This window comes from Pseudomonas sp. 382, assembly GCF_002759075.1.
In the GTDB taxonomy this organism is placed as follows: Bacteria; Pseudomonadota; Gammaproteobacteria; order Pseudomonadales; family Pseudomonadaceae; genus Aquipseudomonas; species Aquipseudomonas vlassakiae.
The window spans coordinates 176686-191564 of record NZ_PEMX01000001.1; the positions used below are offsets into that span (position 1 = coordinate 176686).

At 65.1% G+C, this 14879-nt stretch carries 15 protein-coding genes and 1 pseudogene; 9 read left to right on the forward strand and 7 right to left on the reverse strand.

The window, feature by feature from the left end; translation table 11 throughout:
- Positions 1 to 5: 5 nt before the first annotated feature.
- Genes CQW31_RS00910 through CQW31_RS00930 form a run of 5 tightly spaced genes read left to right on the forward strand, consistent with a single transcriptional unit; the run spans position 6 to position 4444 of the window.
- Positions 6 to 566 carry a carboxymuconolactone decarboxylase family protein gene (locus CQW31_RS00910; protein ID WP_054887183.1) on the forward strand — a complete coding sequence of 187 codons (561 nt, stop codon included), beginning with the start codon at positions 6 to 8 and terminating at the stop codon, positions 564 to 566.
- A 48-nt stretch (positions 567 to 614) separates the two neighbouring features.
- Complete coding sequence (locus tag CQW31_RS00915; protein WP_099813474.1) at positions 615 to 1679, forward strand: acyl-CoA dehydrogenase family protein; 1065 nt, start codon at positions 615 to 617, stop codon at positions 1677 to 1679.
- The gene (locus tag CQW31_RS00920) at positions 1676 to 2497 is read left to right on the forward strand and encodes an ABC transporter ATP-binding protein (RefSeq protein ID WP_099813475.1); all 822 of its coding nucleotides are present in this window, start codon (positions 1676 to 1678) and stop codon (positions 2495 to 2497) included. Before CQW31_RS00915 ends, CQW31_RS00920 begins: the two co-directional genes overlap by 4 nt.
- Positions 2484 to 3689, forward strand: coding sequence for an ABC transporter substrate-binding protein (locus CQW31_RS00925; protein WP_054887180.1), 1206 nt, complete (start codon positions 2484 to 2486; stop codon positions 3687 to 3689). Before CQW31_RS00920 ends, CQW31_RS00925 begins: the two co-directional genes overlap by 14 nt.
- Positions 3689 to 4444: an ABC transporter permease gene (locus CQW31_RS00930; RefSeq protein ID WP_099813476.1), complete on the forward strand. Its 756-nt coding sequence runs from the start codon at positions 3689 to 3691 to the stop codon at positions 4442 to 4444. Before CQW31_RS00925 ends, CQW31_RS00930 begins: the two co-directional genes overlap by 1 nt.
- A 111-nt stretch (positions 4445 to 4555) precedes the next feature.
- On the opposite strand, the gene CQW31_RS00935 is transcribed toward CQW31_RS00930, so the two are convergent.
- Positions 4556 to 5242, reverse strand: a complete 687-nt coding sequence (locus tag CQW31_RS00935; protein WP_054883868.1) for a GNAT family N-acetyltransferase — start codon at positions 5240 to 5242, stop codon at positions 4556 to 4558.
- Between the two features lie 73 nt (positions 5243 to 5315).
- On the reverse strand, positions 5316 to 6251 hold the full coding sequence (gene argC, locus CQW31_RS00940; RefSeq protein ID WP_054883867.1) for an N-acetyl-gamma-glutamyl-phosphate reductase: 936 nt from the start codon (positions 6249 to 6251) through the stop codon (positions 5316 to 5318).
- 114 nt (positions 6252 to 6365) lie between these two features.
- On the opposite strand from argC, the gene CQW31_RS00945 reads away from it, so the two are divergent.
- On the forward strand, positions 6366 to 7247 hold the full coding sequence (locus CQW31_RS00945) for a LysR family transcriptional regulator (protein ID WP_054883866.1): 882 nt from the start codon (positions 6366 to 6368) through the stop codon (positions 7245 to 7247).
- 11 nt (positions 7248 to 7258) lie between these two features.
- Here CQW31_RS00945 and CQW31_RS31545 read toward each other — a convergent pair.
- Positions 7259 to 7418 (reverse strand): annotated as a pseudogene (locus CQW31_RS31545) (3-oxoacyl-ACP reductase); the annotation flags it as partial.
- A 215-nt stretch (positions 7419 to 7633) separates the two neighbouring features.
- Here CQW31_RS31545 and CQW31_RS00955 point away from each other — a divergent pair.
- Entirely contained in the window at positions 7634 to 7897 is a 264-nt protein-coding gene (locus CQW31_RS00955) for a hypothetical protein (RefSeq protein WP_054883865.1), read from the forward strand.
- A 60-nt stretch (positions 7898 to 7957) separates the two neighbouring features.
- Here CQW31_RS00955 and CQW31_RS00960 read toward each other — a convergent pair whose 3' ends face one another.
- Together CQW31_RS00960 and CQW31_RS00965 are read right to left on the reverse strand one after the other, a co-directional pair.
- Positions 7958 to 8608 carry a TIGR04211 family SH3 domain-containing protein gene (locus CQW31_RS00960; RefSeq protein ID WP_054883864.1) on the reverse strand — a complete coding sequence of 217 codons (651 nt, stop codon included), beginning with the start codon at positions 8606 to 8608 and terminating at the stop codon, positions 7958 to 7960.
- Positions 8609 to 8804: 196 nt separating this feature from the next.
- The gene (locus tag CQW31_RS00965; RefSeq protein ID WP_249341994.1) at positions 8805 to 10142 is read right to left on the reverse strand and encodes a hypothetical protein; all 1338 of its coding nucleotides are present in this window, start codon (positions 10140 to 10142) and stop codon (positions 8805 to 8807) included.
- 191 nt (positions 10143 to 10333) lie between these two features.
- Between CQW31_RS00965 and CQW31_RS00970 the strand changes: the two genes are divergently transcribed.
- Positions 10334 to 10819, forward strand: coding sequence for a VOC family protein (locus CQW31_RS00970; RefSeq protein WP_054883863.1), 486 nt, complete (start codon positions 10334 to 10336; stop codon positions 10817 to 10819).
- Between the two features lie 14 nt (positions 10820 to 10833).
- On the opposite strand, the gene CQW31_RS00975 is transcribed toward CQW31_RS00970, so the two are convergent.
- Entirely contained in the window at positions 10834 to 11907 is a 1074-nt protein-coding gene (locus tag CQW31_RS00975; RefSeq protein WP_054883862.1) for an AbrB family transcriptional regulator, read from the reverse strand.
- A 125-nt stretch (positions 11908 to 12032) separates the two neighbouring features.
- Between CQW31_RS00975 and CQW31_RS00980 the strand changes: the two genes are divergently transcribed.
- Positions 12033 to 12935, forward strand: coding sequence for a LysR family transcriptional regulator (locus CQW31_RS00980; RefSeq protein WP_099813477.1), 903 nt, complete (start codon positions 12033 to 12035; stop codon positions 12933 to 12935).
- 30 nt (positions 12936 to 12965) lie between these two features.
- On the opposite strand, the gene mrdA is transcribed toward CQW31_RS00980, so the two are convergent.
- Entirely contained in the window at positions 12966 to 14858 is a 1893-nt protein-coding gene (gene mrdA, locus CQW31_RS00985) for a penicillin-binding protein 2 (RefSeq protein WP_054883860.1), read from the reverse strand.
- Positions 14859 to 14879 lie beyond the last annotated feature (21 nt).

Sequence of the window (14879 nt, forward strand, 5' to 3'; positions counted from 1 at the left end):
ACTCCATGACCTCGCGCATTACTCTACACACTCTGCAGAGCGCTCCGGAAGCGGCCCGCCCATTCCTCGAGAACGCCCAGAAGAACTCCGGCTTCATTCCCAACCTGCTCGGCGTGCTGGCCAATGCCCCGGCAGCGCTGGAGACCTATGTCACCGTCTCGGCGCTGAACGGCAAGTCCGAATTGTCCCTGGCCGAGCGTGAAGTGGTGCAATTGATAGCCGCCACCCAACACGGTTGCGACTTCTGCGTCGCCGGCCATACCGCCGTGGCCCTGAACAAGGCCAAGCTGCCCGCCGAAGTGGTCGACGCCCTGCGCGCCCGTGGTGAACTGCCGGATGCCCGCTACGAGACCCTGGCCGAATTCGCCCGTGAAGTCATTGCCACCCGCGGCAACGTCAGCGACGCCACCTACCAGGCCTTCCGCGCAGCCGGTTTCACCGAGGGCAACGCCCTGGAAGTGATTCTTGGCGTGAGTCTCGCAACCCTGTGCAACTTTGCTAATGTGTTCGCCCAGACGCCGCTCAACGACGAGCTGAGCAAGTACCGCTGGCAGCCAACTGCGTAATCGACGCCTGGCGCGGGTGGCGCCTGTGATTTCAAAAGGAGTAGGGACATGCTTGATGCTGCATTTCGTCAATGGCTGGATGCCAATGCCGAGGCAATCGACCAGGGCCAATGCGACCCGCAGCACGTGCTGGCGCATATTGCCGAATCGCAACTGCTGCGCGTTGGCGTCGCCCCGGCACTGGGCGGCAGCGGCGGCGCAGTCACCGATGCGGTCGAAGCCATCGCCGCCATCGCCAGCCGCTCACTGGCCGCAGCCTTCGTTTGCTGGGGCCAGCGCGCGTTTATCGAATACCTGCTGCAAAGCCCCAACCAGGGTTTGCGCGAGCGCTTGCTACCCAGCCTGCTGACCGGCGAGCTGGCCGGTGCCACCGGGTTGTCCAACGCCATGAAGTTCCTTTCCGGCATCGAGGCCTTGCAGGTGCGTGGCCGCTGCGAGGCGGCGGGCTGGACGCTGGAAGGCCGCCTGCACTGGGTGACCAACCTGCGCAAGAGCGGCTTCGTCGTGGCGGCGGCCATCGAGGACGACGCCGGTGGCTCGCCTTTCGTGATGGCCATTCCCTCCGCCAGCCAGGGCCTGGAGCGCTCTGACGACCTGGAACTGATGGGCCTGCAATCGAGCAACACCGCCGCGTTGGCGTTTCATCAGGTGCAGTTGAGCCGCGACTGGCTGTTGCACGAAAACGCCCGCGAATTCCTGCCCAAGGTGCGCCCGGCGTTCCTTGCCCTGCAGTGCGGCATGGCCATTGGCCTGGCGCGGCGCTCGCTGGAGGAAGTCCACGAACACCTGCATGGGCGCCTGTCGTTCCTCGAAGAACACCGCCAGGTGCTCAAGGAACGCCTGGAAAACACCGTCGCCGAGCTCAAGCAAGGTCTGCTCGAGGGGCGCTACCAGGGCCAGCCGGCGGCGCTGTTCAAGCTGCGCATCACCCTCGCCGAAAGTGCTGCCGACGCCGTGCAGCTGGAGCTGCAGGCCAGCGGCGGCAAGGCGTACCTGGATGAGTTCGGGGCCGGCTTCGCCCGCCGCTGGCGCGAGTCGGCGTTCGTGCCGATCGTTACCCCAAGCCTGGTGCAACTGCGCGCCGAGCTGCATCGCCAGGCCGCCAACGCATGAGCCAAACGCTACTCCAAGCCTGCGCGATCAGCCTGGGCTACCCGCGCGAGGGTGGTTGGCAGGAGGTGCTGGCGCGCTTTGACCTGCAACTGGCGCCAGGCGAGGTGGTGACCATCCTCGGCCCCAGTGGCGTCGGCAAGTCCAGCCTGCTGCGGGTGCTGGCCGGTTTGCAGCAACCGCGCAGCGGGCGAGTGACCCTGCACGGCGAGCCGCTGCAGGGGCCGCACCCGCGCCTGGCGGTGGCCTTTCAGGACCCGAGCCTGCTGCCCTGGTTGAGCCTGGAAAAGAACGTCGCCTTCGGCCTGGATTTCGCCCGCCAGCCCAAGCTGCCGGCAGCCGAGCGCCGCGCGCGCATCGACCAGGCCATCAGCGCGGTGGGCCTGGCCCATGCGCGCAACCAGTATCCGGCGCAGTTGTCTGGCGGCATGGCCCAGCGCACCGCTCTGGCCCGTTGCCTGGCGCGCCAGCCCGAAGTCCTGCTGCTCGACGAGCCGTTCGGCGCGCTCGACGAAGTGACCCGTGCCGACATGCAGCAATTGCTGCTGCAACTGATCGCCGCTCACAACACGGCGGCGGTGCTGATTACCCACGACATCGACGAAGCCTTGTTGCTGTCCGACCGGGTGCTGCTACTGGGCGACCACCCGGCGCACATCCTTGGCCAATGGCACATCGGCCTGCCGCAACCGCGCACGCAGCGGGTCGAGGAGCTGGGCGCGCTGCGAATCGAGATACTCAAGACCCTTCGGCGGGCGAGCCGCACGGCTGAACCTTCCCCTTCCTCGTTGACTTCGGAGCCTGCCCATGTGCATGGATGACTGCTGTTCCTCCACCTCGCGTCGTGATTTCCTCAAGCTCAGCGCCATGCTCACCGCTGCCGGCGCCGTACCGCTGCTCTCCAGCTTGCAGGCTCGCGCTGCGGCCGAACCCGACGCGCCGGTGCGCATCGGCTACCTGCCGATCACCGATGCCACGCCGCTGCTGGTGGCGCACAACAACGGCCTGTTCGAGGCTGAAGGCATCAAGGCCGAGCGCCCGGTATTGCTGCGCAGCTGGGCGCAGGTGATCGAGGCTTTCATCTCTGGCCAGGTCAACGTCATCCACCTGCTTTCGCCGATGACCGTGTGGGCACGTTACGGCAGCAAGGTACCGGCCAAGGTGGTGGCCTGGAACCATGTCGGCGGCTCGGGCCTGACCGTGGCGCCGGACATCAGCGACATGAAGCAACTGGGCGGCAAGACAGTGGCCATCCCGTTCTGGTACTCGATCCACAATGTGGTGTTGCAGCAGATGCTCAACGACAACGGCCTGACCCCGGTGTCGAAACCTGCCAATGCCTCGCTGGCGGCCAATGAGGTCAACCTGCTGGTGCTGCCGCCCTCGGACATGCCGCCGGCCCTGGCCAGCAAGCGCATCGCCGGCTACATCGTCGCCGAACCGTTCAATGCCCTGGCCGAGAACCTCAAGGTCGGCCGCGTGCAGCGCTTTACCGGCGATGTCTGGCGCAACCACGCCTGCTGCGTGGTGTTCATGCATGAACACGACCTGAACAACCGCCCGGAGTGGTCGCAGAAGGTGGTCAACGCCATCGTCAAGGCCCAGCAATGGACCCGCGACCACCGCGCCGAAGCGGCGGCGTTGCTGTCCAAGGCGGGCCCCAACAAGTACACGCCGCATGAACCGGCGGTGCTGACCAAGGTGCTGGCGCCGGCCGCCGAAGACCGCGCTGGCTACGTGGCCAGTGGTGCGATCCGGCATCAGCAATGGGACGAGAAGCGCATCGACTTCCAGCCCTACCCATACCCCAGCTATACGGAAGAACTGGTCAAGCGCTTGAAGCACACCCTGATCGAGGGCGAAAGCGGCTTCCTCGCCGGGTTGGACCCGGTGCAGACGGCTCGCGACCTGGTCGACGACCGCTTCGTGCGCAACGCCATTGCCGCAGTCGGTGGCCCGTCGGTGTTCGGCATCGCCGAGAACTTCCAGCGTAGCGAGGAGTTCGCGGTCTGATGGGCAAGCACGTCGTAGCTGCCGGCCTGGGGCTGGCGGGCCTGCTGGGGTTGCTGCTGCTGTGGTGGGCGGGTGTTCAGTTGTTCGGCGAGGCTGACGGCCTGTCGGCACGCTTCTCGCCCCAGGCGACCCTGGCCAGCCTGGTCGAGTTGCTTGGCCAAGGCGAGGTCTACGGGCATGTCTGGGTCAGCCTCAAGCGCATTCTGGTCGGCTTGTTGCTGGCGTTGCTGATCGGCGTGCCGCTGGGGCTGCTGGTGGGTAGCTACCGGCACCTGGAAGCAGCGACCACACCGGCGTTCCAGTTCCTGCGGATGATCTCGCCCTTGTCGTGGATGCCAGTGGTGGTGATGCTGATGGGCGTGGGTGACCAGCCGATCTACTTCCTGCTGGCCTTCGCCGCACTCTGGCCGATCCTGCTCAACACGGCCGCAGGCGTGCGCCAGCTCGACCCGCGCTGGCTGCAGTTGAGCCGCAGCCTCAGTGCCACGCGTTGGGAAACCTTGTGCAAGGTGATCGTGCCGGGGGTTATCGGCCATGTGCTGACCGGGGTGCGCCTGGCGATTGGCATCCTGTGGATCGTGCTGGTGCCGTGCGAGATGCTCGGGGTGAGCGCGGGGCTTGGGTACTTCATTCTCGATACCCGCGACCGCCTGGCTTACTCGGAACTGATGGCAATGGTACTGCTGATCGGCGTGCTGGGGTTCATGCTCGATGCCTTGGCCCGCGGGCTGCATCGGCGTTGGGTGCATGCCTGACCGCACAGTTTTGCTTCTTCGCGGGCAAGCCCGCTCCCACTGGGGACGCACAATTTTCCAGGCCTGTGCAGTACCTGTGGGAGCGGGCTTGCCCGCGAAGAGGCCCTCAGATCAATGCACCGATCTGCGCTGCCTGACACATTCCTTGGCCTGCACCGTCAACTCATCCAGCCATTCATCCCGCTGCTGCTCGGCATCGAGCATGGCATCCTCACCCTGCTGATTGAGCAGGTAGGTGTGAATCTGCAGCACCTCGGCAGTCTGATAGATCGGCGCAATGTCCAGCCGACCGATCAGCGCGCCACTGGCCTGGCCGGTGCTGCTCATCAGCACCTGCGGCCCGCTGGCGGCGACCACCTGCATGCCCATGCTCTCGAACCACGGCACCTGGCTGGCAAAGGCATTCAGCTCGACACTGGCATAGCGTGCCTGCGCGTCACCCAGCAGGGCACGGGCAATGCCTTGGCGGCGGTGGCTGGGTGCCACGGCCAGAAACGCCAGGGCGCAGGCCTGGGGGTTGTCCTGGGCCGGCAAGGCCAGGGCGAAACCGAGCAACTGGTCCGGGGCATCGGCATCCAGGGCCAGGGTCAGTTCCACTGCCAGGCCACGCGTGCCGTCCATGGCCTGCAGGTACTGGTGCACCTCCATGCCGACGCCGTACTGGTACAGCGGATACAGCGGGTTTTCGGCGCGAATGGCGACACTGCTCAGATCACCGACGTTGTGGATCACCAGCTCGCGGATCTGGCTCTGGAAAGATTCGGGCGGCACGCTGTCGAGGCGGCTCAGGATGAACATCGGTAAACGGGCTCCGGCTGCGATTGGCTCATCCCGCGCCGAGGTGGCGCGGGGTGCACAGTCTAAACCCTTTTTAGCCGCGCATCGCGGCGAGCATCAGGTCGAGGTTCTGCACGGCCGCGCCCGAGGCACCCTTGCCGAGGTTGTCGAACACCGCCGTCAGCAGCACCTGGCCGTGCTCGGGGTTGGCGTACAGCGCCAGGCGCAGGTCGTTGCTGTCATTCAGCGCCTCCGGGTCGAGCGGGGTGGCCGGGCCTTGCTGATGCAGGGGCATCACCTGCACATGGCGGGCACCCTGGTAGTGGTGCTCCAGGCAGGCTTGCAACTGCTCGGCGCGCGGCTGGCCCGGCAGCAGGCGCAGCTGCAGGGGAATACTCAGGACGATGCCTTGGCGATAGGCCGCGTAACCGGGCAGGAACATGGGCCGTGCCGACAGGCCCGCATGCAGCTGGATTTCCGGCACGTGCTTGTGCGCCAGTTCCAGGCCATACATCTGCAAGATGGGGGTATGTTCAGCGCCCGGTGTTTCGTGCCGCTCGACGGCGGCACGACCACCGCCGGAATAACCCGAGATGGCGTGGATGCTCAGCGGGTAGTCGGCCGGCAGCAGGCCGGCCTTGACCAGCGGGCGCAGCAGGGCGATGGCGCCGGTCGGGTAGCAGCCGGGGTTGCTGACCCGCTTGGCCTGGGCGATGCGCTCGGCCTGCTGCCCGTCCAGCTCCGGCAGGCCGTAGACCCAGCCTGGTGTGGTGCGGTGCGCGGAGCTGGCGTCGATCACCCGTACGGCCGGGTTCTCGATGGCCGCCACGGCCGTGCGGGCAGCGTCGTCGGGCAGGCACAGCAAGGCGATGTCGGCGCTGTTGATGGCGTCGGCGCGGCGCTGTGGGTCCTTGCGCTCGGCTTGCGGCAGGGTCAGCAGGCGCAGGTCGGTGCGGCCTTGCAGGCGGGCGTGGATCTGCAGGCCGGTGGTGCCTTGGTCACCGTCGATGAAGACAACAGGGGTGTGCATGGTCGGAGTCCGGTCAGCGGAGGAGATGGCCTATGCTCGCCTGTGGCGCTGGGAAAGAAAATTTGAATATGATGACGCTGACGTTCAGCTTTCATGAATAAAGGATCGCCGCCCATGCGCGAAATCAGCCTCGACCGCCTGCGTACCTTGGTAGTGGTTACCGACCTGGGCTCGTTTGCCGAAGCCGCCCGCCAGCTCAACCTCGCGCCGCCCACCATCAGCTTGCACGTGGCCGAGCTGGAGGCGCGGGTCGGTGCGCCGCTGCTGACGCGCAACCGCAACCAGGTGCGCCCGACGGCCATCGGCGAGACGCTGCTGGGTAGGGCCCGGCGTTTGCTGGCCGATGCCGACCTGGCGTTGGACGAAGTGCGTCGCCAGGTCGAGGGCCTGACCGGGCGGGTGCGCCTGGGGGCATCCACGGGTGCCATTGCCCACTTGTTGCCCAAGGCCCTTGAGCATTTGAAAGAGGCGCACCCCGGTATCGACGTGCAGGTTCAGGTGCTGACTTCCCAGGCTTCCCTGGCGCGCTTGCGAGAAGGCAGCCTGGACATCGGCCTGGTCGCGCTGCCGCAGGTGGCCGGCAAGGGTGTCAGCCTCACGCCCTGGCGGCGCGACCCGATTCTGGCGTATGTGCCGGCCGACTGGCAGCCGCCGGCCAAGGTCACCCCGGCCTGGCTGGCGCAGCGTGCATTGATCCTCAATGACCACAGTACCCAGTTGTCACGGGTGACCGGGGAGTGGTTCGCGGCGGCGGGCTTGTATCCCGAGCCGCGAATCGAGCTGAACTACAACGATGCGATCAAGAGCCTGGTCGGGGCGGGCTATGGCGCGACCTTGTTGCCGCAGGAAGGCGAGGCCGCCGAACTGGACCGGCGGATTGCCCGCCGGCCGCTGCGGCCCGGGTTGTGGCGGCAGCTGGGGATTGCCTGCCGTGAAGGGCAAGTGGAGCGGGCAACGGGGTTTGTGTTGCAAGCGCTGGAACGGTTGCGGCAGTAAGGCCCGCAAAGAAGGGCCTCGACCGAGCCGCCGTGCAGCGGTGTATCGATGATCCCGGGTGCTACCGCATTGACCTGCCCGCCGCTGGCTGCCAGCTCCAGGCCCTTGACCGCCTGATTCAGCCCGCCCTTGACCAGCACCTGGCAACAACGCCGGTACCTGGGGGAGCGGTGGTGGTGGCGACACCGGCCTACCTGGCATGCTGATCTACCCGTAGGCCCGGCACATGCCCTTGCGGGTACGGGCGTTCATCGACTTCCTGTTTGCCGAGTGGCGATGACCGCCGAGCTGAACCGACACAGCCCGCGCCATCGCCGTCTATGCTTTCCCCTGCATCGAGCCAAATGCCTCTCGATGATCATTCTGATTTCCAAGGAGAACGCTCCATGAAATCCATCCTATTGCTGGTAATTGCTTCAGTGCTGAGTGTTGCTGCACACGCTGACCCCAAAACCAACTGCGATGCGAAGATCAAGGAACTGGAAGACGACCACAAAGCCAGTGGCCAGGGCATGCACGGCGGCATGGCCCATGATTTCAAAGTGAAATGGGAAGAAGCCAAAAAGGCTCGGGATGCCGGCGATATGGCCAAGTGTCAGTCTGCTGCCGACCAGGCCAAAAGTATCTATAACAAGGCGCGCAGCCGATAGCGCCACGTTGCTGCGGGCCTCTGCGCGGTTGAATCCGTGAAGAGGCCCGCCTGTCTATGATCAGAACCAGCGGTCGTTCTTTTTCCGCCCACGGGTCAGCGCCGGCAGGATCAGCCCCGCCAGCAGGCCGGCACCGGCGATGCTGCCGCCGTAGACCATGTAGCGCATCATCACCTGCTTGTTCTCGTCGCCCAGACGTGCCTGGGTATCGCGCAGGCTCGACTGGCTCTGGTCGAGCTGTTCGCTGAGCGCCTGGTTGCGTGCTTCCAGCTCATCGATGAGCTTCTTGCGCGAGTCGAGGGTCTCCTGCATGCCCTGTACACGGTTCTTCCAGCTGTCATCGATGGTCTTGAGCTGCCCGGACAGCTCCGCCACCTGAGCGTCGAGTTGCGGCAGGCGCTCGCTCTGGCCTGGCACCGACTGCAGGTCATTGGTGAGGATCCATACCAGGTCGCCATTCTGCCCACGTACCTGGCTGTAGTTGCCCTGGCTACCGACCAGGGTGAGTTTCTGCCCGGACTTGAGCGTGCCAACGATGCGGTGGCCATCGGTCGGGCCACTGCGCACGTAGGTGCTCAAGCTGTCGCTGACCCAGCGCGCATCGCTGGCCGGCTCTTCGGCATGCGCGGGGACGGCAAGGGCCAGCAGGGCGGCGAGCAGGCTGCCGCGCAGGGCAGGGAGGGCAAGGGAGGCTGGGCGGGATTCAGGCATGTTGGGTCTTCGCTGCAACAGGAAAAATAGGCCCGGTAACTGTGGATCAGCGACGAGGCCGGCGAACCGGTCGGTGAATTGACCGTCAGGGACAGACCGCAATTTTGTAAGCAGGTTCACTGCTGAATATAGGATTTCCCAACAGAATGTTGCAGGTACTGGGCGCGAGGCACGCGCCCCGGGTGGGGCGCTTTTTTCATGTCGATATCAGGGTCCTGGCAAGGCAATCCTTGCAATTGACGATGGTTTCCCGAGGCCCCGCCTTCACATGCACCAGGTTCGATCCGCACATGGCGCAAAACAGCCTGCAGCCGTTATCGTCCGCATGTACCGGCAGCTCAGCGATGTAGTCGCTGACCTTGCGATTCAGGCCATGGTCGCGCTGTTGCAACAGCACGTCGAACAGCGCCTGACTGAAACCTGAACGCGGGGCGTGGCTGTCGTAGCTCGATACCGTGAACTGCCAGTCCTCGCGGATGGCGCGTTCGCTCAGCGACAGCAGGCTCCCTGGAATGGTGTTGGCGGCGTGCAGTTTGTTGACCTGGGCGCGGGCAACGAATGACAGTGCCCCACGGACCGCAGTGTTGACCAGCGACCAGATGTGCCGCACGGGATGCTTGTCGAGCAGCTGGGCTGCGACTTCTGCGGCTTTGTGCCTTGCCTCGAAGGGCAGCCCGTGTTCCGCGCAGCGGGTGGCGATGTAGGCGCACACTTCTTCGTTGCAGAGCGACTTGATGGCTGCGACGAGTTCGTCATGCCATTGCGGCTGCGGGCCAGCGCAAAGCGCCGTGTGCAGCGCGCGATGCAAAATGCCGAGGCCGGCCCGCTGCGCGTCATCCAGGCTGACATTGGCGACCCAGCGCACCTTGTTCTGCCAGGCCTTCGGTGTCGGGTCGTCGCTGAAGGCCTCCAGCGGCGAATCCGGGTCGACCAGCAGGATCTGGTCTTCATGCAGCGCCAGCAGGATGGTTGAATCCATGCCCTTGGAGGGGCTGACACGCGCATCGCCGATGGTTTTTTCCGCAGCCAGGATGCAATCCGTTTGCGTGTCCATGCGGATTTCGAGCACGGCCAGCAACTGCAACTGGCGGGTGATCGACAGCGTGTGCAGTGGCACTGGCAGGTGCTTTCCCAGCGACCAGTGCTCCTTGATGCGCTTGCGCTGTTCGATGGCCTTTGCCTGCCGGGCCTGTTCGCGCGCCGCCAGGCAGGGCTGGCAGGCGCAAGCGCGTTGCCAGCGGTTGCGCCCTGGGAAGTAGTGACGGTGGGCGCAGTTCGGGCAGTAGGCCAGGTTATCGTTCCAACTGTTGGCCGTGCGGCTTTTGCGCCGTTCGTACAGGCTGACTTCGCAATAAGGGCACACGAGTTCGGCGCAGGGTACGGGGGGAAAGGCCTTGATCAGGCTGCTGGGGGCGAGGTCGATGGCGTAGCGTTCGAGCAGCTGGGCAATTTTCTCCCCGCTGATGTATTCGCTGTACAGCGCCTCGATCTGTTCGGCGCTGAGGTGCTGCAACTTTGATTTGAAATCAGACAAACCTGTATCTCCCTGCGAGAAGTCGCTTGTGAGGTTCGTCCGCAATGATGCAATGCCCCGCCATGTGCGGGTTGTGGGAAATTTCCCCGTGATTGGTAAGTGGCTTCTGATCGTTATCTTGGCGGTGGCCCTCGTCAGCTTGGACTGAAGGGCTAGACTCAAAGCTTCCTGTTTGCCCATGGGGCCTTGCCATGACTGCCAAGAACACGATCTGCCTGTGGTTCGACAAGGATGCCGAACAAGCGGCCAACTTTTATGCCCGAACCTTCCCCGACAGCCACGTGCTGGCGGTGCACCTGGCCCCCGGCGACTACCCGTCGGGCAAGGTCGGTGAGGTGATTACCGTCGAATTTACCGTGATGGGCATCCCTTGCGTCGGGCTCAATGGCGGTACCACGTTCAAGCACAGCGAGGCGTTTTCGTTCCAGGTCTGCACCGAGGACCAGGCCGAGACCGACCGGCTCTGGCATGCCATCGTCAGCAACGACGGCAGCGAGAGCGTCTGTGGCTGGTGCAAGGACAAGTGGGGCATCTCCTGGCAGATCACCCCGCGCATACTCATCCAAGCCATCTCCCACCCCGACAAGGCAGCGGCCAAGCGGGCGTTCGACGCGATGATGAGCATGGGCAAGATCGATGTGGCGAAGATCGAGGCGGCATTGAAGGGCCCGGCGTGAGGATTGTGGCGCCGCTAGCCACCGCACCCCTGGGTCAGGCGAATGATCTGCCGCGCACAGAAGGCCCCGGTCAGGATCACCCCGAACAGCCGCAAGGTCTGCATGGCCAGTACCAGGCCGACATCTGCATGGGTTTCCACTGCAATGATTGCCATGGCATCCAGCCCCCCCGGGCTGGTCGCCAGGTACATCGACAAGAAGTCCGTGCCCATCGCCAAGGCCAGCCCGTAAGCGCACGCGGCGCATAGCGCAATCAGCACCACCGCCCCGGCAATCATGGTCGGCAGGCGCTTCCACACATAGCGCACGGTCTGCCGGTCGAAGCGCAGGCCGATGTAACAGCCGATGGCACCGTAGGCAATGGCCAGCAAGGGCTCGGCCAAGCGGATGGTCAGCAACCCACTGAGTTGCAGGGCACCGCCCAGCAGCAGCGGTGTCAGCAAGGCGCCGGCAGGCAGGCGGTTGCCGAGGGTGATGCCCAGCAGCACCACACCCAGGCTGAGCAGGCTGTCGAGCAGGTGCGGGCCTGCCAGCGCCGCCGGTGCATTAGCCACCGCGCCTGCAGCCGGTGTGGCGCCGAGCAAGTGGCTGACCAGCGAGCCAATCATCACCACGCAGACCACCCGCACATATTGCATGGTTGCCACGACGCGGCCGTCGGCGCCATTGTCCTCGGCCATCGACACCATCGCCGAAGCTGCCCCCGGTGCCGTACCCCAGGCGGCAGTGCTGCCTGGGATGCCGCCGAAGCGCACCGTGCCAAGGCCCACCAGGGCGCTGAGCGCCACCGTGATGAAGGTGGCGACCAGCATCAAGTGCCAGGACTGGGCCATCGACACCAGTACCGCCCACGTCACCGAATGGGCGACCAGCAGGCCGACGCAGCCCTGACCGAAACGGAACAGCTGGCGATGCAGGTGCAGTTGCGCGCCCGAGACGCCGAAGACGATGGCCACCAGCATGGGGCCGAGGAACAACCCGGCCGGCACGGCCAGGGCATGCAGCAACTGGCCGAATGCGCCGGCACAGATCAGCAGTGCGAGCCATTGCAAGAGGGGCCTGAAAGCGGGGGGTAGGGCGGTCTGCAACGTGGATACTCCTTGCGCAGCGGATAACGCGTGGCTGGCAGCGCCAGCGGAGAAAATTATCGACGGCGCAATCGATCAAGTCTATTTTCTACTTTCGATTAATCCATAACTGAAATTCATGAATCATGGACCTGCGTGACCTCACCTATTTCGAAACCATTGCCGAACTCGGCCACCTGGGCCGGGCTGCGGAAAAGCTCAACCGCAGCCAGCCGGCGCTGAGCAAGAGCATCCAGCGCCTGGAAGAATCGCTGGGCACCCGCTTGTTCCAGCGCGATGGCCGCCGCATCAAGCTCACCGATGTCGGCAAGCTGCTGCTGGCGCGGGGCAAGCAACTGCAGTTGAACATCGCCGAAACCGAGCGCGAGGTGCGCGACTTCGCCAGTGGGCTGGTCGGCAACATCCGCCTGGGCTGCGCCGCGAGCATGGCCGATCACCTGCTGCCGCATCTGACCGCAGCGCTGCTGGAGCGAGCGCCGGAAGTGACCTTGAAGCTGTCGATCGCCCAGGACGACGTGCTCAAGGAGTCCCTGCGCGCCGGGCGGCTGGATGTGATCATTTCACCGCAGATCGCCATGGATCCCGAGTTCACCACCTATCCGATTCTCGAAGACGAAGCGATCGTGGTGGCCAGCGCCGAGCACCCGATCTTCGATGGCCCCATCACCTTGCAGCGCCTCTGCCAGTACCGCTGGGTGCTGGCGGGGCCGACGGTGACTGCCCGTCGCTGGATCGACAACGTGTTCATCGCCCATCAGTTGCCAGCGCCGCAGGTGCAGATCGAGACCAACGCCATCTCGCTGCTGCCCCGGCTGATTGCGCGTACCCAGTTGCTCAGCTTCGCTGCCAGGGAAACCCTGGAGCATGGCTTGGGCATGTCCTGGCTGCGCGAAGTGCCGCTCCGACAGACCACCATGCGCCGCACCGTAGCAGTGTCGGTGCGCACGGATGGCTACTTGTCACCAGCGGCAGGGGCGTTGGTGACGCTGCTCAAGGAAAAAGGCAGCAGCTTCTTCGAACGTGGCTAGAGCAGCGCTCAGCCGATGCCGCCGGGCCTTTCAGCTGTGCGGCACCGGCTTGGCCGCTGGCGTGCCGGCAAATTGAGGCTTCAGGTGGCCCTGTTCATCGAGCAGATACGCGTCCATCACTTCGCGCACCACCGGGCCGGCAACGCGGCCGCCGGCCTCGCCGTTCTCGATCATCACGGCGACTACCACGCTCGGGTGGTCGGCCGGGGCGAAACCGACGAAAAGGGCGTTGTCGCGGTGGCGTTCGAGGGTCTTGTTGCGGTTGTAGCGCTCACCTTGCTTGATCGCCACCACCTGTGCCGTGCCGCTCTTGCCGGCGATGCGGTACTGGGCACCGGCCGCAGCGGCGCGGGCGATGCCGCGCGGATCGTGCATGACCATCTGCATGCCGACGTTGACCTGGTCCCAGGCGTGCTTGTCGTGTAGCACGATGTCGGGCATCGGGTTGGGGTCGACCGGGGCCTCGCCACCCACGGTCATGGCCAGGTGCGGGCGGTGCCACACGCCTTTGCTGGCCAGCAGGCTGGTAGCCTGGGCCAGTTGCAGCGGGGTGACCTGCATGTAGCCCTGGCCGATGCCGAGGATCAGCGTCTCGCCCGGGAACCAGGCCTGGCGGCGGGTGGCACGCTTCCAGGCTTGCGAAGGCATCAGCCCTGGGGCTTCTTCGAACATGTCCAGCGAGACCTTCTGGCCCAGGCCGAATTCGGCCATGTAGTCGTGCAGGCGGTCGATGCCGAGCTTGTGCGCGAGGTCGTAGAAGTAGGTGTCGTTGGAGCGCATGATGGCGGTGTACATATCTACCCAGCCATCGCCGCTGTGGTTCCAGTTGCGGTACTTGTGGTCGTAGTTGGGCAGCTCGTAGTAGCCGGGGTCGAACACGCGGCTGCCGGGGGTAATCACGCCGCTGTCGAGGCCGGCGATGGCCACTTCCGGCTTGACCGTCGAGCCTGGCGCATAGAGGCCGCGCAGCACGCGGTTGAACAGCGGCCGGTCGATCGAGTCGCGCAGCGCGGCGTACTGCTTGAAGCTGATGCCCTTGACGAACAGGTTGGGGTCGAAGCTCGGGTTGCTGACCATCGCCAGCACGTCGCCGTTGGCCGGGTCGAGCACCACCACTGCGCCACGGCGGTCACCCAGGGCCTTTTCGGCGGCCACCTGCAGGTGCGCGTCGAGGCTGAGGATGATGTCCTTGCCGGGGATCGGGTCCTTGTGGTTGAGCACGCGCATCACCCGGCCCTGGGCGTTGGTTTCCACTTCTTCGTAGCCCACATGGCCGTGCAGTTGGGCTTCGTAGAAGTGCTCGATGCCGGTCTTGCCGATGGACTGGGTGCCGCGGTACTCGGTGCTGTCGAGGGTCTTGGCTTCTTTTTCGTTGATGCGCCCGACGTAGCCGACCGAATGGGCGAAATGTTCGGCCAGCGGGTATTCGCGGATGAACTGCGGCTCCACGTCGAGGCCGGGCAGGCGGAACTGGTTGACTGCGATCAGGGCGATCTGTTCTTCGGTCAGGCCGACCATGAGGGTGACCGGCTCGAACGGTTTGCGGCCGCGACGCAGGTCTTTGTCGAACTGCTTGCGGTCGTCCTCGCCCAGGCCGAGGATTTGCGCCAGGGTGTCGAGCACCTTGGCCGAGTCACCGGCGCGCTCGCGGGTCATGGTCAGGTCGAAGCTGGGCTTGTTGTCGGCCAGCACCACGCCATTGCGGTCGTAGATCAGCCCGCGTTCGGGGGCGATGGGCAGGATATGCACGCGGTTGTTTTCCGAAACGGCGCTCTGCTGGTCGTGTTGCAGCACTTGCAGCACGTAGAGCCTGCCCACCAGGACGGCGCACAGGCTGAACACCAGGGCGGCGCAGGCCAGGAGCCGGCGATTGACCAGGTGTTTTTCCTTTTCGTGGTCCTTGAGGGGGATCGGTTGCGGCATGGGGGCTCTGTACAGTAGCGA

What these genes read in the sequence shown, in the direction of transcription:
- CQW31_RS00910 (WP_054887183.1), top strand. Translation starts at nt 6, where the DNA reads ATGACCTCGCGCATTACTCTACACACTCTGCAGAGCGCTCCGGAAGCG.
- CQW31_RS00915 (WP_099813474.1), top strand. Translation starts at nt 615, where the DNA reads ATGCTTGATGCTGCATTTCGTCAATGGCTGGATGCCAATGCCGAGGCA.
- CQW31_RS00920 (WP_099813475.1), top strand. Translation starts at nt 1,676, where the DNA reads ATGAGCCAAACGCTACTCCAAGCCTGCGCGATCAGCCTGGGCTACCCG.
- CQW31_RS00925 (WP_054887180.1), top strand. Translation starts at nt 2,484, where the DNA reads ATGTGCATGGATGACTGCTGTTCCTCCACCTCGCGTCGTGATTTCCTC.
- CQW31_RS00930 (WP_099813476.1), top strand. Translation starts at nt 3,689, where the DNA reads ATGGGCAAGCACGTCGTAGCTGCCGGCCTGGGGCTGGCGGGCCTGCTG.
- CQW31_RS00935 (WP_054883868.1), bottom strand. Translation starts at nt 5,242, where the DNA reads ATGTTCATCCTGAGCCGCCTCGACAGCGTGCCGCCCGAATCTTTCCAG.
- argC (WP_054883867.1), bottom strand. Translation starts at nt 6,251, where the DNA reads ATGCACACCCCTGTTGTCTTCATCGACGGTGACCAAGGCACCACCGGC.
- CQW31_RS00945 (WP_054883866.1), top strand. Translation starts at nt 6,366, where the DNA reads ATGCGCGAAATCAGCCTCGACCGCCTGCGTACCTTGGTAGTGGTTACC.
- CQW31_RS00955 (WP_054883865.1), top strand. Translation starts at nt 7,634, where the DNA reads ATGAAATCCATCCTATTGCTGGTAATTGCTTCAGTGCTGAGTGTTGCT.
- CQW31_RS00960 (WP_054883864.1), bottom strand. Translation starts at nt 8,608, where the DNA reads ATGCCTGAATCCCGCCCAGCCTCCCTTGCCCTCCCTGCCCTGCGCGGC.
- CQW31_RS00970 (WP_054883863.1), top strand. Translation starts at nt 10,334, where the DNA reads ATGACTGCCAAGAACACGATCTGCCTGTGGTTCGACAAGGATGCCGAA.
- CQW31_RS00980 (WP_099813477.1), top strand. Translation starts at nt 12,033, where the DNA reads ATGGACCTGCGTGACCTCACCTATTTCGAAACCATTGCCGAACTCGGC.
- mrdA (WP_054883860.1), bottom strand. Translation starts at nt 14,858, where the DNA reads ATGCCGCAACCGATCCCCCTCAAGGACCACGAAAAGGAAAAACACCTG.